The 25,301-nt window shown below is 39.1% G+C and carries 26 protein-coding genes; 19 read left to right on the top strand and 7 right to left on the bottom strand.

What is annotated here, in order from left to right; translation table 11 throughout:
• Positions 1–68 precede the first annotated feature (68 nt).
• The 4 genes from AC4NPH_RS07490 to AC4NPH_RS07475 all read left to right on the top strand — a co-directional run bounded on the left by AC4NPH_RS07490 (position 69) and on the right by AC4NPH_RS07475 (position 4,169).
• Positions 69–1,325: an alkaline phosphatase gene (locus tag AC4NPH_RS07490; RefSeq protein ID WP_029324180.1), complete on the top strand. Its 1,257-nt coding sequence runs from the start codon at positions 69–71 to the stop codon at positions 1,323–1,325.
• Between the two features lie 143 nt (positions 1,326–1,468).
• Entirely contained in the window at positions 1,469–2,209 is a 741-nt protein-coding gene (locus AC4NPH_RS07485; RefSeq protein WP_098197127.1) for a DsbA family oxidoreductase, read from the top strand.
• 200 nt (positions 2,210–2,409) lie between these two features.
• Positions 2,410–3,369, top strand: a complete 960-nt coding sequence (locus AC4NPH_RS07480) for a S8 family peptidase (protein ID WP_029324181.1) — start codon at positions 2,410–2,412, stop codon at positions 3,367–3,369.
• Positions 3,366–4,169, top strand: a complete 804-nt coding sequence (locus tag AC4NPH_RS07475) for an endonuclease I family protein (RefSeq protein WP_013056225.1) — start codon at positions 3,366–3,368, stop codon at positions 4,167–4,169. The genes AC4NPH_RS07480 and AC4NPH_RS07475 overlap by 4 nt, the downstream gene beginning before the upstream one ends.
• Before the next feature lie 48 nt (positions 4,170–4,217).
• Here the strand turns inward: AC4NPH_RS07475 and AC4NPH_RS07470 are convergent, their stop codons facing one another.
• Positions 4,218–4,679 carry a MarR family winged helix-turn-helix transcriptional regulator gene (locus tag AC4NPH_RS07470; RefSeq protein WP_013056226.1) on the bottom strand — a complete coding sequence of 154 codons (462 nt, stop codon included), beginning with the start codon at positions 4,677–4,679 and terminating at the stop codon, positions 4,218–4,220.
• A gap of 279 nt (positions 4,680–4,958) precedes the next feature.
• Here AC4NPH_RS07470 and AC4NPH_RS07465 point away from each other — a divergent pair, with 279 nt between their 5' ends.
• From AC4NPH_RS07465 to AC4NPH_RS07450, 4 genes are all read left to right on the top strand, one after another.
• A complete protein-coding gene (locus AC4NPH_RS07465) occupies positions 4,959–5,597 on the top strand; it encodes a biotin/lipoyl-containing protein (protein ID WP_013056227.1) in 639 nt (212 codons plus the stop codon).
• Positions 5,598–5,630: 33 nt separating this feature from the next.
• Positions 5,631–7,256 carry a DHA2 family efflux MFS transporter permease subunit gene (locus AC4NPH_RS07460; protein WP_013056228.1) on the top strand — a complete coding sequence of 542 codons (1,626 nt, stop codon included), beginning with the start codon at positions 5,631–5,633 and terminating at the stop codon, positions 7,254–7,256.
• A gap of 62 nt (positions 7,257–7,318) precedes the next feature.
• Positions 7,319–7,747 carry a MarR family winged helix-turn-helix transcriptional regulator gene (locus tag AC4NPH_RS07455; RefSeq protein ID WP_057274616.1) on the top strand — a complete coding sequence of 143 codons (429 nt, stop codon included), beginning with the start codon at positions 7,319–7,321 and terminating at the stop codon, positions 7,745–7,747.
• 45 nt (positions 7,748–7,792) lie between these two features.
• Entirely contained in the window at positions 7,793–7,990 is a 198-nt protein-coding gene (locus AC4NPH_RS07450; protein ID WP_013056230.1) for a helix-turn-helix domain-containing protein, read from the top strand.
• Positions 7,991–8,021: 31 nt separating this feature from the next.
• Here the strand turns inward: AC4NPH_RS07450 and ytzI are convergent, their stop codons facing one another.
• Entirely contained in the window at positions 8,022–8,156 is a 135-nt protein-coding gene (gene ytzI / locus AC4NPH_RS07445; protein WP_013056231.1) for a YtzI protein, read from the bottom strand.
• Between the two features lie 128 nt (positions 8,157–8,284).
• Here ytzI and AC4NPH_RS07440 point away from each other — a divergent pair, with 128 nt between their 5' ends.
• Complete coding sequence (locus AC4NPH_RS07440) at positions 8,285–8,452, top strand: YfhD family protein (protein WP_013056232.1); 168 nt, start codon at positions 8,285–8,287, stop codon at positions 8,450–8,452.
• Between the two features lie 112 nt (positions 8,453–8,564).
• Here the strand turns inward: AC4NPH_RS07440 and AC4NPH_RS07435 are convergent, their stop codons facing one another.
• From AC4NPH_RS07435 to AC4NPH_RS07420, 4 genes are all read right to left on the bottom strand, one after another.
• On the bottom strand, positions 8,565–9,572 hold the full coding sequence (locus AC4NPH_RS07435) for a FecCD family ABC transporter permease (protein WP_308334266.1): 1,008 nt from the start codon (positions 9,570–9,572) through the stop codon (positions 8,565–8,567).
• Positions 9,569–10,579, bottom strand: a complete 1,011-nt coding sequence (locus AC4NPH_RS07430; protein WP_013056234.1) for a FecCD family ABC transporter permease — start codon at positions 10,577–10,579, stop codon at positions 9,569–9,571. Before AC4NPH_RS07430 ends, AC4NPH_RS07435 begins: the two co-directional genes overlap by 4 nt.
• An 81-nt stretch (positions 10,580–10,660) precedes the next feature.
• Positions 10,661–11,581: an iron-hydroxamate ABC transporter substrate-binding protein gene (locus AC4NPH_RS07425; protein ID WP_029324185.1), complete on the bottom strand. Its 921-nt coding sequence runs from the start codon at positions 11,579–11,581 to the stop codon at positions 10,661–10,663.
• A complete protein-coding gene (locus AC4NPH_RS07420; protein WP_013056236.1) occupies positions 11,582–12,376 on the bottom strand; it encodes an ABC transporter ATP-binding protein in 795 nt (264 codons plus the stop codon). It abuts the gene before it with no gap.
• Between the two features lie 188 nt (positions 12,377–12,564).
• Between AC4NPH_RS07420 and AC4NPH_RS07415 the strand changes: the two genes are divergently transcribed.
• From AC4NPH_RS07415 to AC4NPH_RS07390, 6 genes are all read left to right on the top strand, one after another.
• Positions 12,565–13,614 (top strand): NAD(P)/FAD-dependent oxidoreductase, encoded by a 1,050-nt coding sequence (locus AC4NPH_RS07415; protein ID WP_013056237.1) that lies wholly within the window; start codon positions 12,565–12,567, stop codon positions 13,612–13,614.
• 154 nt (positions 13,615–13,768) lie between these two features.
• The gene (gene megL / locus AC4NPH_RS07410; protein ID WP_013056238.1) at positions 13,769–14,956 is read left to right on the top strand and encodes a methionine gamma-lyase; all 1,188 of its coding nucleotides are present in this window, start codon (positions 13,769–13,771) and stop codon (positions 14,954–14,956) included.
• Between the two features lie 206 nt (positions 14,957–15,162).
• Positions 15,163–16,407 (top strand): Bcr/CflA family efflux MFS transporter, encoded by a 1,245-nt coding sequence (locus AC4NPH_RS07405; RefSeq protein ID WP_491938676.1) that lies wholly within the window; start codon positions 15,163–15,165, stop codon positions 16,405–16,407.
• A 117-nt stretch (positions 16,408–16,524) separates the two neighbouring features.
• Complete coding sequence (locus AC4NPH_RS07400; protein WP_013056240.1) at positions 16,525–17,367, top strand: aldo/keto reductase; 843 nt, start codon at positions 16,525–16,527, stop codon at positions 17,365–17,367.
• Positions 17,368–17,506: 139 nt separating this feature from the next.
• A complete protein-coding gene (locus AC4NPH_RS07395) occupies positions 17,507–17,992 on the top strand; it encodes a PaaI family thioesterase (RefSeq protein ID WP_491938675.1) in 486 nt (161 codons plus the stop codon).
• Positions 17,993–18,030: 38 nt separating this feature from the next.
• Complete coding sequence (locus tag AC4NPH_RS07390; protein WP_013056242.1) at positions 18,031–18,279, top strand: hypothetical protein; 249 nt, start codon at positions 18,031–18,033, stop codon at positions 18,277–18,279.
• 152 nt (positions 18,280–18,431) lie between these two features.
• On the opposite strand, the gene zwf is transcribed toward AC4NPH_RS07390, so the two are convergent.
• Complete coding sequence (zwf, locus tag AC4NPH_RS07385) at positions 18,432–19,946, bottom strand: glucose-6-phosphate dehydrogenase (protein WP_081252126.1); 1,515 nt, start codon at positions 19,944–19,946, stop codon at positions 18,432–18,434.
• A 164-nt stretch (positions 19,947–20,110) separates the two neighbouring features.
• Here zwf and hxlR point away from each other — a divergent pair, with 164 nt between their 5' ends.
• From hxlR to solA, 4 genes are all read left to right on the top strand, one after another.
• Positions 20,111–20,476, top strand: a complete 366-nt coding sequence (gene hxlR / locus AC4NPH_RS07380; protein ID WP_013056244.1) for a transcriptional activator HxlR — start codon at positions 20,111–20,113, stop codon at positions 20,474–20,476.
• 201 nt (positions 20,477–20,677) lie between these two features.
• Positions 20,678–21,319 (top strand): 3-hexulose-6-phosphate synthase, encoded by a 642-nt coding sequence (gene hxlA, locus AC4NPH_RS07375; RefSeq protein ID WP_013056245.1) that lies wholly within the window; start codon positions 20,678–20,680, stop codon positions 21,317–21,319.
• A 362-nt stretch (positions 21,320–21,681) separates the two neighbouring features.
• Entirely contained in the window at positions 21,682–24,105 is a 2,424-nt protein-coding gene (locus AC4NPH_RS07370; RefSeq protein ID WP_255286063.1) for a GcvT family protein, read from the top strand.
• Positions 24,106–24,135: 30 nt separating this feature from the next.
• The gene (gene solA, locus AC4NPH_RS07365) at positions 24,136–25,296 is read left to right on the top strand and encodes an N-methyl-L-tryptophan oxidase (protein WP_098314629.1); all 1,161 of its coding nucleotides are present in this window, start codon (positions 24,136–24,138) and stop codon (positions 25,294–25,296) included.
• Positions 25,297–25,301: the final 5 nt, after the last annotated feature.

Below are 25,301 nucleotides of genomic sequence, written 5' to 3'. Positions count from 1 at the left end.
CAAGTTGATTTAACAGACTGCGTGTACAGTTAAGTTATGTCAATAATAAACAGTAAAGGGTGTAAACAATGAAAAAACGTGCAATTGGAGCGGCAGTATTATCAGCGGTAACTGTAGCAGCGCTAGCATTTGGAACAAATTCACCAACAGATGCTAAAGCAGCTAAAGGCGTAAATAACCAAAAAGCTAAAAATGTTATTCTTTTTGTTGGAGACGGTATGGGTACCGATCATCGTGATGCGATCCGACTGGCCGCCGTAGGAGCAAATGGAAAGTTAGCAATGGATGATATGCCGGCAGTAGGGAGAGTCCATACATCTTCAGGAAATTCATTTGTTACGGATTCTGCTGCAGCTGCTACAGCCATGGCTTCAGGAGTTAAAAGTTATAATGGCGCTATTGGCGTAAATATGAAAGGAAAGCCTGTTCAAACAGTTTTAGAAAAAGCAAAATTAGCTGGGAAAACGACGGGGCTTGTGACAACAAGTCAAGTAACAGACGCAACTCCAGCTGCTTTTGGCGCACATGTTAAAGATCGAAGTGCTCAAAGTGACATCGCGAAGCAGTATCTTGAAAACAGTAAAGTAGATGTGATTCTAGGTGGCGGAGAAGATTATTGGTACACAAAAGGAAATGAAGGTGCACATCCAGATGCCCCGCCAGAAGATAAAACTGAAGGAAGCAAAGGAACGCAAGGAAACTTAGTAAACAAAGCACAAAAACTTGGGTATACGTACGTTAATAACGAAAATGAATTAAAATATGCTAAAGGAACAAAATTGCTTGGTCTGTTTGCTAATGAAGAAATGTTTCAACAAGCTCCTGAAGGCCAAGGTGATGTGTACAACCCTCAAGTATCTCTAAAAGACATGACAAAAAAAGCAATCAATACGCTATCACAAAATAAAAAAGGGTTCTTTCTTGTAGTAGAAGAGGAAGCCATTGATGAAATGGCTCATAATAATAATGCTGAACTCATGATTAAAGCAGGTAAGCAGCTTGATGATACGGTGAAGATGGCTAAAGCTTATGCTAAAACACACCCAGACACTCTCGTATTAGTAACAGCTGACCATGCAACCGGAGGTTTAGCACTTGAAAAAGTAGACAATAAAGATAACGGTGGAGATGAAGCATCAAAAGAAGATGGGCCATTTGCAATCGCTCATTCAAAAGAGCAGTTCGTTGCGGATTGGACAACTGAAGAGCATACGTCATCAGACGTTCCTTTAAATGCAATGGGTGCCGGCTCAGAAAGATTTACTGGAGTATACGAAAATACGTATTTACATGATGCACTTCTAAAAGCAATGAATTTAAAATAAGTGAGATAAAAACACGGTGTTGATTTAATACACTTAGTATGTAAATCAACACCGTGTTTTTTGCTTTGTGTGAGCAAGTTATGATGGAGTTTCTTCAAAGGTATGCTACGATAAGAATTATCTTGAATTGAAGAGGTGTCACGATGAAAATAGAAGTATGGTCAGATTTTGTCTGTCCTTTTTGTTATATTGGAAAGCGCCGATTAGAGCAAGCGCTTCAGCAATTTGCACACAAAGATGATGTGCAGGTTGAATTTAAAAGCTTCGAGCTGGATCCAAACGCCCCAGTTGATACTGGCAAAACGATTAATGAAGCTCTTGCTGCTAAATATGGAATGACGATTGAACAAGCGAAGCAAGCAAATGAAGGAATCGGACAGCAGGCAGCTAGTGTGGGCTTATCCTTTAATTTTGACGATATGAAGCCAACTAATACATTTGATGCTCACCGCTTAGCTAAATTTGCAAAAGCTCAAGGAAAAGAAGCAGCCATTACAGAAAAACTCTTATATGCATACTTTACTGAATCAAAACATCTAGGTGAAAAAGAGACGCTGGTTGCTATTGCAGAAGATGCAGGTCTTGACCGAGAAGAAGCACGTCAAATTCTCGCGGATAAAAACGCATACGCAAATGAAGTGCGCAGTGATGAAGCAACGGCTCAGCAATATGGTATTAGCGGTGTTCCATATTTTGTTGTTAATCAAAAATATGCGATTTCAGGTGCACAGCCAATCGAAACATTTGTAGGAGCTCTCCAACAAGTATGGGAAGAAGAAAATCCGACTCCCGCTTTGAAGAGCCTTTCTCCAGAAGGCGCAGATGATGCCTTTTGTGCAGATGGTCAATGTGCCGTTCCTGATTCTTCTAAAAACCAACAATAAATAAAAAGCAGAGGCGGAAATTTCGCTTCTGCTTTTTATTTATTTGCAAAAAAATTTACAAAAATACAAACATGCGTTCTATTTTTGTGTTATAATAAGTTTAGAAGTAACAAACCTCGATGAGTAAGCTCCAAAAATAAGCGATTAAAAGTGATCCCACCATGAACCAGCTTCCATTTAATCCTGCAGGGGGAATCTGAATGAAGAGCAAAGTGCGCATTATCCCATTTCAAGTAGTTGAACAATTGAATCAATTTAATGAAGTCCCAGAAGGAGTCGCTCTAATTGGAGCAGAGCAAGTATGGAAGCAAACAAAGGGACGGGGAATAACCATAGCGGTTTTGGATACTGGCTGTGATGTTACACATCCAGATTTGCAGGAGCGAATTATTGGAGGAAAAAACTTTACACAAGATGATCAACAAAATCCAGATATTTTTCAAGATTATAATGGTCACGGCACTCACGTAGCAGGCACAATTGCAGCAGCGCATAATGGAACGGGTGTTGTAGGAGTGGCTCCTGAAGTGGGCTTACTTATCCTAAAAGTACTTGATGGAAATGGTTCAGGTCAATACGAGTGGATTATTCAAGGTATTAACTACGCCATCGAGCAAAAAGCAGATATCATTTCGATGTCGCTTGGAGGTCCGTCGGATGTGCCTGAGCTACATGAAGCGATTCAAGATGCTGTTGATCAGAATATTTTAGTTGTCTGCGCAGCGGGAAATGAAGGAGATGGAGAAGGCTCCACAGATGAGTTTGCGTACCCAGGGTCATATAATGAAGTGATTAGCGTAGGAGCTGTTGATTTAGAGAAACGATCTTCGTTGTTTTCCAACTCAAACAACGAAGTAGATGTAGTGGCTCCGGGAGAGAAGATCGTATCAACTTACTTGAATGGAAAGTATGCTGCACTGAGCGGAACCTCTATGGCAACACCTCACGTAGCAGGGGCCTTAGGATTGATAAAAGTTCTTTCAAATGAAATGTTTGGAAGAGAACTTACAGAACCAGAGCTTTATGCACAGTTAATCAGAAGAACCCTTCCATTAAATGAATCACCAAGAGAAGTAGGAAACGGATTTGTGCACTTGACCGTTGTTGAAAAGCTGTTGCGTGAAATTCAACGTCAAATGACTTCAGAGGTGATCGGATGAGAAGCAGTTTAGATATGTTAATGATGGAAAAGCAGCAGGCAAAAGCTCTTTATCACGAATACGCAAACAATCGAAGTTATTATGATGAAAAGACAGATGAAGAAAATAAAAATCTTTATTATCAAGATACGCTCTTTGAAAGAGAAGCCATGCAAACTTTGTTAAAGGAAACGCATCAGCATTTGCTAAGTTATTCGCCGCATAAATATGTATATCCATGGGTGGATCTACAGGAGAATGGGGAGCTGAAAAGTCTATACTCAGGGAAAGGGATGGATCCGTTAGAAACTATACAGCAAGATATTGATCAACTTCAGTCGCTTAGTAACTCCTCTCTTTCAAGCAATGATATACTGCTAAACTGTGAGCACGTTGTCCCGCAATCTTGGTTTGGGAAACAAGAGCCTATGAGAGGCGATTTGCATCATTTATTTGCGTGTGAACCTTCTTGTAACAGTCGAAGAGGTAATTCTTCTTATATTGACTTCCCGGATTATACGCCGGAAGTAAAGCAATCAGATGTGAAAGAAGGATGTGGCAAAGCAGAAAAAGGTAAGTTTGAACCCGAATATGGAAAAGGAATTGTGGCTCGATCAACTCTTTATTTTTTAATTCGCTATCATAATAAAATTGACTCTTCGCGAGTAGATCTTCCTCTTTTACTAAAATGGCATGAAGAATTTACTGTTTCACTTTATGAAAAACATCGCAATGCAGCAATCTTTGAGTTGCAAGGCAACCGAAATCCTTTTATCGATTTTCCTGACAAAGCAGCTGCACTAATAAACTCTGCTTTCTAAAATAACAAAGAGCTCCGTTTCTATTCGAAACGGGGCTCTTTTAGGATCCTAATATGAAAATCCATATTTATCGCTTAAGAGGGCATCCATTTTATTTAATAAGCGAAAATATTCTTCCTGTTCTTCTACAGTTAGAGCTGACAGCATATCTTTTAAAAATCCATTTCGCTTCTCTGTAATTATTGAAACAAGTTTCTTTGATTCATCGGTCAATGAAACCCACACGACTCTCCGGTCTTTTTCGTCTCGCACGCGCTTAATGAGAGATTCTTCTTCCAATTGATTTAATAAGCTAGTTGTAGCGCCCGAGGTTAAGTGAAGTTTATTTGAAATATCTGCTACCATATACTTTGTGCCGCTGGCAATGTAGTTTAAGATATAAAATTTAGTGGGTGTTAAGTGATAAGGCTGTGTTTTTAATGTTTCTTCGACTAAATGTCGCATATATTGAAAAAAAGATGTGTTAATTTGATAAAGGTGTTCAATTTTTGACTCTAAATTGTTAGCCATGCTAGCTTCCATCTCCTTGTACACTACCGACATATATAAACTAACTCTAAAATAAAATGAAACAATTGTAAAGGATGGCAATGATTATCTTTAACCACCATTATTATTTTTAAATTAATATCTTTACGAAAAAATATCTTTATGATAAAGTTATTTAGGTGGTTAACCAAATAGATGATTATAAAGAAACATATCTCATAATAGATGGGGATAATATCTTTATGAAAAAGCTATATAAAAAAGTAATTTTATTATTGAAGTATTAAGGAGGAGTAATGAATGTCTAGAAGTCGCTTAATGGTAACAAATTTTATTGGAATCATCGTTATTTTAGCTTTATTAATTGGAGGAGGATATTATTACGTTCAAAAATCGAACTATATTACAACGGATAACGCTAAAGTATCCGGAGATGTATACAATGTAGTTGCACCTGCAGCAGGTAAAGTAGCAAGCTGGACAGTAGAAGAAGGAAATGATGTATCAAAAGATGCTGAAATTGCTAAAATTCAAGCTGAAAAAGGGTCTGTAGCTGCTACAGTACCAGCAGATGGAAAAATTATTCAAACAAACGTAAAAGAAAATCAAATGGTTCAAGCTGGACAGCAAATTGCAACGGAAGTAGATATGAAAGACCTATTTATCGTAGCAAATATTAAAGAAGATCAGCTTAAGGATATTAAAGAAGGCGACGATGTAGATGTAACGGTAGACGGAGACAGCAGTGCAAAAATCGACGGTAAAGTCGAAGAAATTGGATATGCAACCAATTCACTTTCATCTTTAACATCCAACTCAAGCTCAGATGGAAACTACACAAAAGTGTCTCAAACGGTTCCTGTGAAAATTTCTATTTCTAATTATTCAGAGCATGTTCTGCCAGGTATGAACGCCGAAGTGAAAATTTCGAAAGACTAATTCTTACTACAACAGTTCAAGAAGGGAGGAAATATGATGACAGCCAGTATAGAAAACACAAGTGATGGATCCATCAAAAAGCATATTCCGCTATTAATTGTTTTAATGCTTGGTTTGTTTCTTGCAATATTAAACCAAACGTTACTAAACGTAGCCATCCCGCATTTGATTACTGAGTTTGGCGTAACGGCAAATACAGCTCAGTGGTTGTTAACTGGATATATGCTTGTGAACGGGGCGTTAATTCCGCTTTCAGCTTTTTTAATTGAACGATTTGGTGTACGTCGCTTGTTCTTATTTGCAATGTTTTGTTTTACAGTAGGATCATTGATTTGCGGAATTGCACCTACGTTTCCCATTATGCTTACAGGCCGTTTAATTCAAGCTATTGGCGGAGGTGTCTTATCGCCTCTTGTCATGACTATTATTGTGTTTATTTTCCCTCCTCACATGCGAGGAAAAGGGATGGGGATTTTTGGATTGGCCATGATGTTCGCACCGGCTATTGGTCCAACTTTATCTGGATGGGTTATTCAAAACTATGATTGGCACATCCTTTTTAACGGCATGGTGCCATTAGGTGCCATTGTACTGATTATTGCTTTCTTTCAATTAAAAGATATTCAGCCTCCAAAAGATGTAAAAGTACACATGCCTTCTGTTGTGACATCACTTGCAGGTATGGGGTTATTGCTTTATGGATTCAGTGAAGCTGGAAATGACGGCTGGACGGATCCAGTTGTTCTTTCTACAATCATTGGCGGGGCAGTGCTGTTAATTATATTTGTCCTTCAGCAAATTAAATCTGAAAAGCCGCTGTTGGATATGCGGGTATTTAAATATAATATCTTTTCATTATCGAATATTATTAGTATTGCAATTACAATCAGTATGTACGCAGGTATGTTCTTACTTCCAATTTACTTGCAAAACATCCGCGGCTATTCTGCTTTTGATTCAGGACTCCTGTTACTTCCTGGAGCACTTGTTATGCTGGTTATGTCGCCAATTTCAGGTACATTGTTTGATAAAGTGGGACCTCGTCCGCTAGCAATCGTTGGTATGCTCATTACATCTATTTCAACGTTTGAATTTACGAAGCTGACGATGGATACACCGTTTAATCATATTTTAGGGATTTATATTATCCGTTCGTTTGGTATGTCACTTTTAATGATGCCGATTATGACAGCCGGTTTAAATCAGCTTCCGCAGCGACTAAGCAGTCACGGAACATCAATGTCTAATACGCTTCGTCAAGTAAGTGGTTCAATTGGTATTAGTTTGATGACGACGATTTTTACGAACCGTACAACGTATCATGTAAATGAAATCAGCAGTTCCATGAATACGTCAGATCCATTCTTTATGAATAGCTTTCATTTATTCGTCCAAAAAGTGGCCGCTACTTTGCATTTATCACAAGATCAAGCTCAGCAGCAAGCGCTCACGATTTTATCTGGAAAAATGACGCAGCAAGGTACGATTCAAGGTATTAACGATGCCTTCTACTGGGCAACAGCGATTTCTGTTATCGGTTTGATTTTAAGCTTCTTCCTTCGTGACGTACGTAAAGATAAAGTAGTCGAAGAAAAGAAATCAGAAGCTCAAGAGGAAGATATTCGTATGCTTCCAGCTCCCAAAAGTATAAATTCATAAGGAGCTATAGAAATCTAACGTTCATCATAAGACATGTTAGAGAGAAAGGGGCGGTGAGGTGGATGGATCCACTGATATTTGGTGAAGAAATTCAAAAAATTTCAATATCTTTAAACAAAAAAGTAATGACAAATGTAAAAAGTCTTTTACAGCATTACGGAATTACCCCTTTTCAATATCATATTTTACTGATTGTTGAACGATCACATACAATACCTGTTACCAAAGTGGCAGACGAAATGAAGGCGAGTCCAAGCGTTATCACAGCATCGATTACACGTTTGTATGAACTGAATCTTGTGGAGCGCTACCATTCAAAAGATGATCGGCGTAAAGTTATGATTGAACTTACAAACAAGGGGAAACAAGTCATTCGAGCTGCTGAGAAAGACATGCAGCAAGAAGTTGAAAAACTGTTTGCATGCTATAAAGAAGAAGAACAGCAGCACTTTCTTACGCTCTGTCGGCAGCTAGATGAACATGTGACTTGAACTTGAATAGACAAAAGTATATTGAGTTAAGCGGAGTGAGTGTAAATGGATAAAGAGATGGTAAAAAACATTCGGAAAAACTACAATATGAATCAGCGCAGCTTTGCTCAAGCGGTGAACTGCAGTTTTTCTTTAATTGCACTGGTTGAAGTGGGTAAGCGAAGAGTAACAAAAAACTTGGAGGACAAAATTAAACAAGCATTTCAATTGAATGATCATGATTTAAAAACACTGCAGAGCTAATACAAAAAGTAGGTGTGTGAAACGAGCGCACCTACTTTTTTTCGTCTTGTTTTTTTGTAAGAGGATCTACGGTATGTTTGTAATCATAAGCTTTCGAAGTAGTAATTACGCATAGCAGTAAAATAACAAATACAATGATAATAGAGAGCGTAATAATGACAATCATCTAAACCATCCTTTCTTTTTCTCGTTATGTATGCTTTCGGTCTTATTAGTAAAATTCCTTCTTTCCCCACATAGTGCAGAAATGACAAACGCATACTAATAACAGTCTAGAATAAAGGAGTGTTTATAATGAATGAAAAAGAGTTGAAAAAACAATTAAAAAAGGTAGCGGATTATCCTGCATCTAAAGCAGATGGAGTAGACGAAGAGTTTTCTCGTGAATTAGCAGACCAAGCCGATTTAGAAGCACAGGCTAGAGCGAACGCTGCAGATGAAAGACAAAAAAATAATAACTGAGGCTGGGATAAAAGTATTTTGGCCCAAGTGAAAAACGAACAACTAATCAAACATTTTGATTAGTTGTTCGTTTTTAGATTGGATTAATGTTGTTATCTCTCAGCCTCGTTTGTTATTTTTTCAAAAGCAAATAAACAAAATAAGGAGCACCGATTACGGCGGCGACAATTCCTGCTGGTACACCGTTAGGATCGGCAATATTATGTCCTATTGTGTCTGCAATCAGCAAAAGCCAACCGCCAAGTAAAATAGCGACGGGAATAAAAAGCTGATTTCTCGGTCCCACTAAGCCTTTAGCAATATGAGGAGCAAGAAGTCCAATAAAAGCAACGCCGCCCGTCACTGAAACTGCCGCTGCCGCTAATGCAACCGCGGCTAAAAGCAATGTTATACGTTCTTTCTCCATAGAAATGCCGACTCCAATAGCTGCAGCTTCATTTAAATTAAAAATGTTTAATGAGTTTGCTTTGTACAATATAAAAGGAATCAAGACAAGAAGCCAAGGTAGAAGAGCGCATATAAAAGGCCAGTCTGTCCCCCAGATGTTCCCTGCAATCCATTTAGCAATAAAATCAACTTTAGCGCGATCAGCTGATGACATAATCACCACCATCATTCCAGAAAGAGCCATCGAAAAACCTACGCCTGTTAAGATAAGCTTTACAGGCTGCAGTCCTTGGCTTTTACTATATGCACAAAGATAGATGAGACTAGCTGTAAACAAGGCACCGATGAACCCTACTAGCGGAAGGGCATAGACGAAAGAACCAGCTTCAATTGGGGCAAATAAAAAGAATACAGCAATTGCGACTCCTGCTCCTGAATTAATTCCTATAATCCCAGGTTCCGCTAAATCATTGCGCGTAACACCTTGTAAGATAGCTCCTGATAAAGCTAGAGCCATTCCTGCTAGAAGCGTGATGATAATGCGCGGAAGTCGAATTGAAAAAAGGACGAACTCATCTGCAAAATCACCTTTGCCAAAAAGAGTAGGAAACACTTTATTATAAGGAAGGGGTGCATCACCGAGCGCCATTCCTATCACAACCGTTCCAAGAATCAAAACAGTGAGCAGCATCATAATTATTCGTTGTTTTCTAATAAGCACTGGGTGAATCATGAGAATGCTTTTCCTCCTTTACGAACAATGACTAAAAAGAAAGGTAAACCAATCATCGATACAACTGCTGCTATCGGTGTTTCGTAAGGAGCACTTACTGTTCGAGCCAATGTATCAGCAAGCAGCATAAACGCTGCGCCAGTGATAGCGGACATAGGGATGATATAACGATAGTCGGTTCCTACGATTCCTCGTACAATATGAGGAATCATCAAGCCAATAAACACCATGTTTCCGACTAGCGCAACAGAAGCGCCGGCAAGAAGAATCATGACGACAAATAAAATGGTTTTGACTTTTGTTGTTTGCTGGCCTAACCCTACAGCGACTTCTTCATTTAAGCTCAAAATAGTAAGCTGCCGAGAAAGCAAAAGGGCAATGAATATACCGCCGACAATAAAAGGAACGATGATTTGAAGCTGTTCCCAAGAAGTGCCTACAATTCCGCCAGCAGTCCACATGGATACATCTTTTGAAATCTTAAAATAAATACCGAAGCCTTCTCCAATGGCATATAGAAATGCTGAAACGGCAGCCCCCGCTAGTACAATTCGAAGCGGAGAAAATCCTCCTCTTTTTATAGCAGCAATTCCAAACACCAGGATTGCGCCAACCCCGGCTCCTATAAAGCAAGCAATCGTAATACCCAAATAATTTATAGAAGGGATCAAGGCAATTGTTACAGCTAAAGCCGCATTTGCGCCAGACGTTAACCCTAAGAGTCCTGGATCTGCAAGAGGGTTTCTTGTCATACCTTGCATAATTGCTCCTGATACGGATAAAGCAGCGCCAACAAAAACAGCGGCGATTTCACGGGGTAAACGAATATCCCGGATGATCGAGATGTGTTCGTTTACAGTGCTTGATGAAAGTGCTAACCACACATCTTTTATAGATATATCAGCAGCGCCAAAAACCATTGAAGAAACAAACATTGTGATGAATACGAACAGCATACCTATTAATTTATATAAAAAGGGAATGAAACGCTGATTGTCTTTTTTCATAAAACACCCATCTTTTCATGTGAGAATAAATTTAGTAACACAAAGCAAGAGGAATCCTAAAAAGAATTCCTCTTGAATGAATTACTTACCAAGAAATTTTTGAGTAAAGAAATCTAGTTGATAATCTAGTGTGATTGGATCATTAAAATAAAATTCTTTTGCATTTGCTTCAAATACGTGATTGTTCTTTACAGCAGGAATATTTTTGTACGTATCTGTTTTCTCAAATGATGTATCTCCATCTTGGTTTTTGCTAAAGATTAAATAATCTCCGGCATATTCAGGAAGAACTTCCGGTGAAATTGCATAGTACCCATCTTTCAAAGCCATTTTTTTTACTTTCTGCGGCATTTTTAATTTCATTTCTTGATAAAGAATCTCCGTTCCGCGTCCCCAGTTATTCCCAAACACATAAAGCTGTTTGTCAAAGTTCTCAATAACTGAAACCGTGGCATCTTCGCCAATTTTAGCTTTGATGTCAGAACCAGCTTTTGCCGCACGCTTTTTAAAGTCGTCTACCCATGATTGTGCTTCTTTTTCTTTATTTAATAGCTTTCCAATTTCTACATGCTGAGTAAGGTAATCTACTTTATCGTATGTATACGTGACAGTAGGGGCAATTTTTTTCAATTTATCAATGTTTTTTGTAGTAGATAAGCCAATAATTAAGTCAGGCTTTAATTCAATGATCTTTTCTAAATTTTCCTCTGATACTTCTTCGACGCCTTTTAATTTCTTTTCAAAGCGGGGATTCATTTTAGACCATGAGTCCACTCCGACAATGTTAACACCTAAAGAAAGTACGTTACCTGCATAGGAACCTAACACAACAACACGTTTCGGATTAGCCGGAACTTTTACAGGGCCGTCTTCAGATTGATATGTGATCGTCTTGGATTCGCTGTTTTTGCTAGAATCATTTTTACTTTCAGTTGAACCGTTGCTGCAGGCACTAATAAGTAGTACGAATATAAGCATGAATGGAAGCAGTAATTTTTTCATTTAGTTATCTCCTCTTAATAAGTTATATGTGATGCACATTGGTTTATTTGTTCTCGGATCCCGCCCAATTTCAGCGTCGATATGAAACACTTTTTTTAGAACGTCCTGCGTAATGACTTCTTCACATTTTCCGGCTTTGACAATTTCTCCATCTTTTAAAGCGATAATATAATCCGCAAAGCGAGCGGCTTGATTTAGATCATGAAGCACCATTACAACTGTACGTTCTTGCTCTTTGTTTAGTTTTTGCAGGAGTTCAAGTACTTCTAACTGATGAGCCATATCCAAGTAGGTAGTAGGCTCATCGAGGAATATAATATCGGTTTCTTGAGCTAAAGCCATCGCAATCCACACTCGCTGGCGCTGACCGCCTGAAAGAGAGTCAACGGGACGAAACTTGTAATCTTTTGTTCCGGTTACTTCAAGCGCCCAGTCAATCATTTTATAGTCTTCTTTCGATAGACGCCCAAAACCTTTTTGATAGGGAAATCGCCCATAAGATACAAGTTCTCCAACAGTTAGGCCGCTGGCACTTTCTGGTGTCTGAGGGAGAATCGCCATTTTTTTAGCGAGTGATTTTGTATGTTCTGTTGAAATGTTTTCGCCATCTAAAATGACGGAGCCAGATTGATGGGAAATAATGCGGGTGATGGCTTTTAAAAGCGTTGATTTGCCGCATCCGTTTGAACCAATAATCGTGGTAATCTTTTTGTCTGGAATGTTAACGCTTAAATTCTTAACTATTAGACGTTCACCATAACTAATATGTAATTTCTCTGTATATAGGCGAACCATATTTGCCCCTCCGTTTGCGTTTAATACAACGATACTTGATAATGATTATCAATGTCGTTTACTTTACATACTATAATTCGAACGTTTTCAGATGTCAATAGTTATTTTTATTGTCAAAACGGTGAAGAAGATGTATATTCAAATGAGAATGATAATCAATAACGATTAATTGCAAGGAGTGGATGTTTATGACAAAAAACGAACTGTTTGACGTGACAATTATAGGAGGGGGGCCGGCTGGCCTTTACTCGACTTTTTATAGTGGACTAAGAGAAATGAAAACAAAGCTAATTGAATATCAGCCAAAGCTAGGCGGAAAGCTTCACGTTTATCCTGAAAAAATGATTTGGGATGTCGGAGGCCAAACTCCTATTACTGGTGCGAAGCTTATTGAACAGCTTGTTGAACAAGGGCTGACGTTTGATCCAACTGTTGTTTTAAATGAGAAAGTTGACTCCATTTCCCGCTTAGAAGATGGTATTTTCCAGCTGACGAGTTCTTCAGGGAAACATCATTACTCTAAAACGATTATCCTTGCTGTGGGAGGAGGTATTTTAAATCCGCAAAAGCTCAAAATCGAAGGGGCAGAACGATTTGAAGTAACAAACTTAAACTATACGGTTAAATCTCTGCAGCATTTTAAAAATAAAACGGTGATTGTTTCCGGAGGGGGTAATTCAGCCATTGATTGGGCAAATGAGCTAGAGCCCGTTGCTGAAAAGGTATATATTACGTATCGAAACAGTGAACTAACTGGTCATGAAGCACAGGTGAGACAATTAATAAACAGTTCAGCTCACTGTCTGCTTAACACATCTATTACAAAATTAGTGGCTGATGCGACGCATGAATTTATTGAAACAGTTGAGCTGACTAATCATCAAACCGGTGAGATTTCTTATTTGCCGGTTGAAGAAGTTATCATTAATCACGGTTATGAAAGAGATACAGAGCTGTTAAAAAACAGTAAACTACATATCAAAACCATTGATGACTATTACATCGCAGGTAATGCAGCAAGCGAAACGTCTGTAGAAGGCGTATATGCAGCGGGAGATATTCTCATGCACGAAGGGAAAGTCCATTTAATTACGGGTGCTTTTCAAGATGCTGCTAATGCCGTAAACAAAGCAAAACAATTCGTTCAGCCTTCTGCGGCTAAGACAGCTATGGTTTCTTCTCACAATGAAGTATTCAAAAAGCGTAATTCAACACTAATTAAACAAATGATGAAGTAAAGCGAGATGCAGGGTGCATGTCGCTTCTTTCTCTACGGTAGAATTATCTAAGTAAGGAGGAAGGGAACGAAAAAAGAAAAGAGAAATATAATAAAAGAAAACGCTTACATTTTTAAAGATGACACAGCGCTTGTTTGCATAAGGGGGAAGCCGTATGAACGAAAAAGAGAAATATCAGTTTGAAACAAAAGCCATTCACGCAGGGTATGAATCAAAACATCATTTTGATAGTTTAGCTCCGCCTATTTATCAAACGTCTACATTTACATTTTCATCTCTAGAACAAGGTGCAAACCGGTTTAGCGGAGCAGAAGATGGTTATGTATATTCCCGGTTATCTAATCCAACGATCACCATTTTAGAAGAGCGTATGGCACAGCTTGAAGAAGGAGAAGCCGCTTTGGCATTTGGATCGGGAATGGCTGCAGTATCGGCTGTATTGATTGGACTTACAAAAGCAGGCGATCATATTTTGTGTTCTAAAGGAGTGTATGGATGCACGTTTGGTCTCTTAGAAATGCTTGAGGAAAAATATCAAATCCGTCATTCTTTCTCCAACTTGGAAACTGAGGAAGAAATTCTTGCTGCTATCAGAAAAGATACAGCATGTATTTATATTGAAACACCGATTAACCCGACTATGACTTTAGTAGATTTAGAGTTAGTTACTTCTATCGCCAAACAAAAAGGAATTCCTGTGGTAGTAGACAATACCTTTTCAACTCCTTATTTGCAGCAACCGCTGAAGCTTGGATGCGACTTAGTCATTCATAGCGCAACAAAATTTATTGGTGGACACGGAGATGTTGTCGCGGGAATTGTAGTAGGGAACGAAGAGGTTATTTCCGTACTGCGCAAAACGACGCAAAAAGATATCGGAGGCATTCTTTCACCGTTTGATGCTTGGCTGTTACTCCGAGGCTTAAAAACGCTGGCCGTTCGAATGGATCGTCACTGTGAAAATGCTGAATATATCGCAAAACAATTAAGTCTCCATCCCAAGGTGAAAGCCGTTTATTATCCAGGTGATAAAAAGAGCACTGCTTATTCTCTCATGCAAAAGCAAATGAAAAAAGGAGGGGGGCTTCTCTCCTTTGAAGTGAAAGGAGGTTATGAAGAAACCGTAAAAGTGGTTAATCAGCTTAAGCTCATTTCCATTGCGGTGAGTCTTGGAGATGCTGAAACACTTATTCAGCATCCTGCCTCGATGACGCATGCAGTTGTGCCGGAAGAAGCTCGAAAAGAAATGGGAATCTCAAACGAACTCCTTCGCTTATCAGTTGGACTGGAAGCATGGGAAGATATTATGAGAGATTTACAGCAGGCATTAGATAGTATATAAAAAAACAACGCTTGAAGTATCTTAAGGATATTTCAAGCGTTGTTTTTTGAATATCAACCGTATGTCATCACTCATACATCCTTTTTTGCGAGTGGAACTTTACCTACATCTTTAGACAAATGTCCTAGACAGAAGAGATGCCTTTCAATAGACTAAAGGTTATCTGTGAAAATACAATATTTAGGTAAGGAAGGTGCTCTGCTATTATGCTTCATAATCCAACTGGGAAAAAACGTCTAGGATTGGCGTTTCTTCTCAGCACGCTTGCGATATTAGGTCCGCTTAATATCGATATGTATTTGCCAAGTTTTCCTGCTATTGCTGATCATTTAGATGCGCGAGCTTCACTTGTTCAGCTTAGTTTAACATCGTGTTTACTAGGCCTTGCCGTTGGTCAAATCGTGATTGGTCCAATCAGTGATGCGAAGGGAAGAAAAGGACCTTTACTCATTTCCATCTCTTTATTTATGCTATCGTCATTGCTCTGTGCGCTGGCTCCTACTATCACGGCTTTAGTTATCGCACGCTTTTTGCAGGGGTTTACGGCTTCGGCAGGAGTTGTTCTTTCTCGAGCCATTGTCAGAGACGTTTTTAGTGGAAGAGAGCTTACGAAGTTTTTTGCTCTGTTAATGGTTATCAATGCCTTTGCACCAATGATAGCACCAATGGCCGGAGGTGCTATTTTACTTCTTCCTTTTGCAAGTTGGCATACTATTTTCTTGTTTTTAAGTTTAATAGGTCTTTTAATTGTTTTAACAATCTCAATGCGTTTAAAAGAAACTTTGCCAATTGAAAATAGAACGCCAAGTTCAATTGGTCATTCCGTTCGCACAATGGGCAGTTTATTACAAGACCGTTCTTTTATTGGTTATGCCTTAATTGTCGGACTGGTCCACGGAGGAAGCTTTGCTTATGTATCAGGCACTCCATTTGTCTATCAAGGGATCTACCATGTTTCTCCGCAAGTTTTTAGCATTTTGTTTGGGATTAACGGCTTGGCCATTGTGACTGGAAGCTTTATTATTGGGCGCTTTATCGGAATTCTTCATGAAAGAAGCCTGCTTCGCATTGCCGTGATTACGGCTGTAAGTGCTACTAGCGTACTTCTTATCATGACCATGCTTAAAGGGCCGCTGGTTACGATTGTTATTCCCATTTTTATTTACATGATCTCTATAGGAATGACGATCACAGGCTCGGTGACATTGGCAATGAAAAATCAAGGACATAGAGCAGGAAGTGCGAGTGCCGTGTTAGGCATGCTTCCACTAACTTTAGGATCAATTGTTTCTCCTTTAGTGGGTATTAACGAAACCACAGCGATTCCGATGGCTGCTATTTTATTTAGTACGGCGCTTTTGGGTTTTGTAGCTTTCTTTACGTTAACTAAAAACAAGAAAGAAACAGAAAAGTGCGACGTTAACGAGTTTAAAACGGAAGTTTCTCCGTAATCACTTTTTTGATTGTTTGAAAGCATCACTCCTTTGTGAAAATGAGTGATGCAAATTTATTCAAGTATTGGATAATATATGCTAACCTTAGGGCATGATCGAAAGGAGTGGATAATAATGAGTAAAGTAATTCCTGAAATAACCCTTAATGACGGGGTAATCTTGCCTGCTATAGGCTTTGGTACATACAAACTTAACGGAAATGAAGGAGTCAACGCTATAACGAGTGCGATTGATGTAGGGTATCGTCTAATTGATACGGCTTATAATTACGAAAATGAAGGCACCGTGGGCCAAGCTCTTCGAAGAACGCCGGTTTCTAGACAAGAACTATTCGTTACGTCTAAACTCCCAGGGCGATACCATACGTATGACAAAGCAATTCCTACCATCCAAGAATCTTTGTATCGCGCGAATTTAGACTATTATGATTTGTATCTTATTCATTGGCCTAATCCTAAACAAGATCATTATGTAGAAGCTTGGCAAGCATTGATTGATGCGAAGCGCTGGGGCTTGATTCGTTCAATTGGTGTTTGCAATTTTCTTCCCGAGCATGTTGAGCGCTTGGAAAAAGAGACCGGCATTTTACCAAGTATCAATCAAATAGAACTGCATCCTTTTTTTAATCAACATCAATATCGAAATTGGTATCAGGAGAAAAACATTCAAATTGAATCTTGGAGTCCACTAGGGCGAGCAAGTGCTGTTTTAGAAAATGAAGCAATTAAACAAATTGCCGACCGTCATAATAAGACAGTTTCACAAGTGATTTTGCGATGGCATTATCAGCTAGGGGCGATTTCAATTCCAAAATCGTCATCTCGCAAGCGGCAGCTTGAAAACATATCTATTTTTTCATTTTCTTTAGATGAAACTGAGATGAATATGATTTCAGAATTGAACCGCGAGGATGGAAGACTTAATAATCAAGACCCCGCTGCTTATGAAGAATTTTAACTATAAGGCCTCACTTATTTTTTAAGTGAGGCTTTTATTCTATGATTTTTCATTATTTAAGACTGAAAATAGTCCGTTTAGTTCTAACGATTGTAGGAGAAAATGTGTTAAAATATTCCGAAAAAAGGAGTGGTGAACCATGGAAGAAGTAGTAAAAGCGATTCAAGACGAATATCCGAATGATTTTGCATGGTGTTACGGCTGCGGCCGATTAAACCAGGACGGCTATCATTTTCGCACAGGATGGCTAGGAGAAAAAACTATTACCCTTTATACACCTAAGGCTGAACATACAGCTATACCAGGATTTGTTTATGGCGGACTTCTTGCATCACTGATTGATTGCCATGGAACAGGCTCTGCATCTCTTGCTCTATACCGTAAAAATGGCTACGAAATAGGAGATTCAGCAGAGCCGCCGCGGTTTGTTACCGGTTCTCTCCACGTAGATTTTAAAAAACCAACGCCACAGGGTGAAGTACTAAAAGCGATAGGAACGGTTGAAGAAATTCACCCGAAGAAATGGAGAGTTAAAACAGAAGTATACGCGAGTGACATCATTGTTGCGACCGGAGAAGTTGTGGCAGTTGTTATGCCAAGGACGTTTAAACGCAAAGAAGACTAAAAAATGCAAAACAGTTACATAAAAAGGGAGGAAAAGGTATGGGTAAATGTAATTTAGACCACTCGGTAGAAGATGTACAGCAGAAGTTTAACTCGCAGTCACAATGGCTGCCAGAAGATATTCGCTCGTTATTTCATGAGTTTCTCGTACGAAATCCTTCGCAAACAACATTAAACGAGATGTTTCATTTGCTGAAGAAATATGATTTGGTTGATGAACAAGAAAGAAAAGAGCGAGATCGAAAAATCAAATGGCTGATATTAAATAAAGAAGAGACGAACAACTAGAAGCAACTACATACAGTAAACCTACGCTTACGACCACAATGAAAAAATCCGAACGAGTTGGATTCTCCATCAAGAATCTCGCTTCATCGTTCGGATCTTTCTTCAAATAAAATACTTTTACCCCAGCCTCTTTTTAACGAGATTAAAAGTAATCACCACCACTTAAACCCGTCGTCTTCTAACAAATGATTTGAAGCTGCTGGTCCCATCGTACCCGCAGGATAAAAATGAAGAGGAAAGCGTTCATCATTAAAAACTTCTAAAACAGGTTGCACCCATTTCCAAGATAATTCAACTTCTTCCCAATGAGCAAAAAATGTGGAGTCTCCCTGTAAAGCATCAAATAACAGCAGTTCATAAGCTTCGGGTACTTCTTTTTGATTTGTTGAGAAATTGATAAAAATCGGTTCGATTTTATTGTCATTCAAAGGGTTTTTGCTGTTTAATTGCAGTGATATACCTTCATTTGGGCTGATTTCGACAACCAAAAGGTTGGGAATAACTTCTTCGTCTGTATAAACATCCTTTAAAGGATGTTTAAATTCAATGACGATACGCGTGCATTTTTTACTCATTCTTTTTCCTGTGCGAAGATAGAAAGGAACTCCTTTCCAAAGCTCATGATCAATCCATACCCGGACTGCTATAAATGTGTCATTAACGGAAGCAGCATTGATGTCGGGCTCATCTTTATATCCTATAACGGAACGATTTTGGATTTTTCCCGCTTCGTATTGACCTCTTATGACGTTAGAATGGATAAACTCTTTTTGTAGAGGGCGAAGGCTTTTCATAATTTTTATCTTTTGTTGGCGAGTCTTTGCGATGTTAAGTGTCTTTGGCAGCTGCATGGCAGTCATCATAAGCATTTGAAGCATATGGTTTTGGAACATATCCCTAATTGCACCGGACTGATCATAGTAATGCGCTCTTTCTTCTACACCAACTGTTTCACTAGCTGTAATTTGGACATTTGCAACGTAGTGATGATTCCATAGTGCTTGTAAAATAGGGTTTGCAGATGCTAGAGCCTCCAAATTTTGAATCATTGGTTTTCCCAGATAGTGGTCGATACGATAAATCTCTTCTTCATTGAACGTTTCAGTAAGCTTTTGATTTAACACTTGAGCAGATTGTAAATCGTGTCCGAAAGGCTTTTCGATAATAAGGCGTTTCCAGCCTTTTGTAGATCCCAATCCGCCGCTATTTATATTTGAAGCAATAACGTCTACAAATTCAGGAGCCACTGATAAATAGAAAAGACGATTTTCAGGAATATTTAATTCTGCTTCGCCTTCTTGAATAGCATGCAGCAACTGGTCATATCCATCACTATTGGTAACATCCATTTTATGATAGCGAACTGTCTTAAGAAATTCTTTTATCTTGGATTCACCTTGGCTAAAGCGCCTTGAAAAAGTCTTTACTGATTCTTCTACATATATTTGAAAGGCATCATCAGACAAGTTGCTTCTACCCGTACCAACAATAGAAAAGGAAGAAGGCAGCTTTTTATCTAAAAATAAATTATATAACGCAGGAAAAATTTTTCTTTTAGCTAAATCTCCTGTTGCTCCAAATAAGATAAAGGTCATGGAATCCACTTCTAACGCTTGTGGTGAATGAGACTTGAGACAATTATCACGTGAACGAGCTACACTGCCCAATTGATCTCCTCCTTTATTTTAACGGTCTATTGCAGTGAATATAGTCTTTTACCACCTTTACAGATTACAGTATAGCAGGTACAATTTTCCTTTATAAGTAGACACTTTATTTTCATATAGTGTCTAAAACTATACTATTACGCATAAAAAGGGAGGAAAAAGGATTGAGCAGACTTTTTAGCAAAACGTTTAACTGTGAAAAGGAATTAACGTTAACGATTATTGGAGGCAAGTGGAAAATGTTGATTATGTGGCACCTAGGAAAAGAAGGGACGAAACGATTTGGGGAGTTAAAGTCCATGATGCCGGGAATTACTCAGCGAATGTTAGTAAGTCAGCTGCGAGAATTAGAAGAAGATCAAATCGTTCACCGAAAAGTCTATCCGGTTGTCCCTCCAAAAGTTGAATATTCCTTGACTGAACACGGGAGAAGCTTGATGCCCATCCTTGAGAGCATGGATGAGTGGGGAAAAAATTATATGGAAACCGTTATAGAGCCTGAAATGAATAATTCCAGCCATATGGGTTAAAATCTTTTGTTGAAAAGGATAAAGCTACCCTTATTATTCAGAATTTTCTAACATAAATACGAATGATACGCTGCATTGAAGCGTCCATAGTATATTTTTAGTGACTATATGTTTTAAAAGTGCCTACTTTTTTTTTGAAAGTAACGGTTTTACAATGAATTCATGCTAGACAACCCCATTTAATGAAGGAGTGAAGTAGGTATGGAACTTCAATTAGCATTGGATCTTGTAAATATTTCAGAGGCAAAAGAAGTAGTGCAGGAGGTTCAAGAGTATATCGATATTGTAGAAATTGGAACTCCAGTTGTGATTAACGAAGGGCTAAAAGCAGTCAAAGAAATCAAGGAAGCCTTTCCGTCTTTAAAGGTATTAGCTGATTTGAAAATTATGGATGCAGGTGCTTATGAAGTAATGAAAGCTTCTGAAGCGGGTGCTAGTATTATTACCATTCTTGGCGCTACTGATGATTCGACTATAAAAGGCGCTGTAGAAGAGGCCAAAAAACAAGGAACACAAATTCTTGTTGATATGATTAATGTAAAAAACCTTGAACAACGTGCAAAAGAAGTCGATGCACTCGGTGTTGACTATATTTGTGTACACACAGGGTATGATCTTCAAGCTGAAGGAGAAACCCCGTTCGAGCAGCTTCAAACGATTAAACGAGTTGTGAAAAATGCAAAAACAGCGGTGGCAGGAGGCATTAAACTGAATACACTTCCTGAAGTTGTGCAGTCACAGCCTGATCTTGTGATTGTAGGCGGGGGGATTACAAGTGAAAAAGACAAAAGAAACGTTGCAGAAGAAATGAAAAAAGTAGTCAAACAAGCAACTTTGGTCTAAAAATAAGTAAAAGTATTTAGGCCTTCAAAATTAATTAATCGGTAAATGGTTTAAAAAGAAGATAGCTAAGTTATTTTAGCTATCTTCTTTCCGTCATTTTTAGTATAACCATTCATTGATAAGAGTCATTTTGACAGATAGATAGTTTCTTTAAAATTCGTTATTCGAAAGAAAAAGACGGCGGTTTTTCTGGGATTTTAAAGTTAAGAAAGCGTTATCCGAACATTAGCGGAAGAAAGTGCAAAAAAATCTATGTCACACTTTTTGACAAAATACTTTGAAAATTATAAATATTAAAAATATAATTAACTATCGACAATATTTAACATCTTTAAACCAAAAAAGGAGGGAGATATGAAGTGATGGAACATAAGAGGATAGTAGTCATAGGAGCTGGAATTGTCGGGTGCAGCATTGCCTACTATTTAAGTAAAATGGGGCAAAGAAACATAACAGTGATTGAGCAAGGCCCTTTGTTTGAAACGGGAGGATCTACTTCTCACGCTCCGGGGCTTGTATTTCAGCTTAGCTTTTCAAAAATCCTGACAACACTAGCTTCTCAAACGGTCGAGACCTTTAAAGAGTTGAGTACAGATGAACAGCGCTCTTTTTACCCGGTCGGCAGTTTAGAAGTTGCCCGTACATCCGAGCGATTAGAAGACCTAAAGAGAAAGGCTGGTGTTGCCAGCTCATGGGGAATCGAAGCTTTTCTTCTTTCACCGCAGGAATGCGCGGAAAAAAATTCGCTGATTTGTCCTGAACGTATTTGCGGAGGTCTCTATGTTCCGTCAGACGGTATTGCCAAACCTTTGCATGCCGTTGATAAAATGACTCGTTTTTCTAAAGAGTGCGGAGTAGAATTTTACGGTCATACAGAAGTGACGAATATCGAAGTGACAAATGGTCAAGTAAAAGCAGTGTACACGAGCGCTGGAAAATTTGAAGCAGATGTAATCGTGTGCTGTGCCGGATTTTGGGGGCCTCGCATCGGAGAAATGGTCGGTGTAACGATTCCTCTTCAGCCGATGGCTCATCAATATGTGTTTACAAATGATTTACTTGAATTAAACGGAGAAACGGAAGAAACCGCGACTCCTCTTATTCGAGATCAGGATAATGCAATTTATTTTCGTCAGGTAGAGAAAGGGCTTGGGATTGGATCATATCAGCATGAGCCGTTTCCAGTCGAACTCAGTGACATTACAAAATACGGAGAAACAAAAGAAATGCCTTCTGTTAAACCCTTTACACCAAAAGATTTTGAAAAACCGTGGGAAGATGCAATGGAATTAATTCCGGCATTAAAACAAGCAGGAATAAAAAAAGGAATGAACGGCATTTTTTCCTTCACACCTGATGGGATGCCGCTGCTTGGCGAATCACAAGCAGTAGGGGGATTTTGGGTAGCGGAAGCCATATGGGTAACGCACTCTGCAGGTGTCGCTAGGCAAATGGCCGAATGGGTGATGAATGGTGCTCCGACTGTGGATTTGGAGCTATGCGATATTAATCGTTTTGATACGTATGCATGCAGCCCTGTTTATTACAAACAGCGGTCTATTGAAGAGTATGAAGAGGTTTATAGCATTCATCATCCATTTATGCAGCGAAAAGTATCGCGAAACATGCGCGTAAGTCCATTTTATATGCGTCAGCAAGAACTAAAAGCGTATTTTAACGAAAAAGCAGGGTGGGAGCAGCCGCAGTGGTATGAAGCTAACTATCCGCTTATATCCACATATGAAAAGAAGATGGTAATAAGAAAGGGGTGGTCCGCTGAATATTGGTCACCAATTATCGAGGCTGAACAGTTGCATACTCGTCAGTACGCAGCGATTTACGATACAACGGCAGCAAAGAAAAGGTTGGAGATTAAAGGGGAAGGAGCTCTCCAGTTTTTACAGAAGCTAACGACAGGAAATATAGACATTACAGTAGGTCAAAGCATACGTACGTGTATGTTGCATGAGCGAGGCGGCATAAAAGATCAAATAACGGTTATTCGCAAAAATATATCCACTTTCTTGATTGTTTGTACGGGAGCTGTAGAAGCAAGCTGGATTCAAAAACACGTGCCTCAAGACGGTCAAGTTGTTTTTCAAGATGTAACGTCAGGGACATGCAGTATAGCATTAATTGGTCCTAAAGCTACAGGAGTAATGAAGTCCGTGGTTCAACGCTCAGACCTTAGCAGCACTTGGCTTCAAGGGCAAGCGAAAACCCTGTTTATTGAAAATAGTTCAGTTCTTGCCCTGCGTGATTCCTACGGGGGAATGGAGAGCTGGGAGTTGATTACGACTTCTGATCAAGGCCTGAATTTATGGGATTTATTAATTGAACAAGGACAGCCTTATCAGCTGATTGCCGCGGGAGACCGAGCTCTTGAAAACCTTCGAATTGAATCTTTTTCGTTAAAAAGCGGGAAAGACTTTTGGAGCGAGCATCACCCATATGAAGTTAACCTTCATGAAATGGTTGATTTAACAAAACCAGTTTTTATTGGGAAAGAGGCATTGCTTGATCGTCAGCGAAAAGATTCTGAAACAGTATTAGCGACGCTCATATTAGATGATCCTTCAGCGATAGTAATGGGATATGAACCGGTCTTTTATGGGGAAACAGCCCTCGGATTTGTTACAAGTGCCGGCTATTCATACAGCTTAGGAAAAGGTATTGTACACACTTTATTATCTCAAGCTGTACATGAAGAAATGGTTTTAGAAGTTGAATACTTTGGTCAGCGTTATAAAGCAACAATGATGACACACTCCCCAGCGGTAGTTTAATTGATCAATCGAAAGACAGGAGGAATGCAGATGTCAACACATTATGATGTCATTATTATCGGATTAGGAGCTATGGGGAGTACGGCTGCTTATCAGCTCGCCAAAAAAGGTCAGCGGGTATTGGGATTAGAACAATACGGTCCCGCTCATGACCTAGGATCGAGTCACGGCGGTTCTAGAATCATTCGACAGTCGTATTTTGAAGACCCTGCTTACGTTCCATTATTGCTTCGCGCCTACGAATTATGGAATGAAATTGAAAGAGAAAGCGGTCAAGAAATTCTTACGGTTACCGGTGGACTTATGATGGGACCTCCTGATAGCTTGACGGTTTCTGGAAGCATCGAAAGCTCTAAACAGTGGAATCTTGCGTATGAGATTCTAGAAGCAAAGGATATTTACAAACGGTTTCCAGCGTTTACACCTTCACCTGCTACGGTTGCTCTATATGAAGAAAGAGCTGGATTCGTTAGGCCGGAAGCGAGCGTATATACTCACCTTCTTCAAGCAGAAAAGTACGGAGCTGAGCTTCATTTTTTTAAGGAAGTGGTGTCGTGGGAAGCTCATCCTTCTGGTGAAGGCGTGCGCGTTGTAACAGCTAATGGAGTATACGAAGCTGGAAAAATCATTATTTCTGCAGGCGCTTGGGCACCCGATTTATTACGGGATTTAGGTGTTAGCTTACAAGTAGAGCGTCATGTGCAAATGTTTTTTGAACCAACACAAGGAATAGATGTTTTTTCAGTGGGAAAACAGCCGATTTATATTTGGGAAGCAGATGATTATGTACAGTTGTATGGTTTCCCTTCTTTTGGATTAAAGGCTGAAGGAGCAAAAGTGGCGTTTTTCCGAAAAGGAACAGCGTGTACGCCGGAAACGATTGATCGAAATATATATGAAGACGAAGTGAACATGATGCGGCACTATCTAGCTCAAGGTATTCCGCAGCTTAACGGTCGATTTTTACAAGGGAAAACGTGCATGTATACCAATACACCAGATGAACATTTTGTCATTTCACTGCATCCTGAATATCCTCAAGTAGCGATTGCAGCGGGATTTTCTGGACATGGTTTTAAGTTTGCAAGCGTAGTAGGAGAGATTTTAGCAGATTTAGTGATAGAGGGAAAAACTAATCACCCAATTGATTTGTTTACTCCGCAGCGATTTGCGGCGAATAAAATAGTATAAATCGT

The sequence above is a fragment of the Priestia sp. MDV22-iso46 genome, assembly GCF_058629175.1.
Note: the sequence above shows the minus strand (reverse complement) of the source record. Positions and strands in the feature narration are given on the sequence as shown.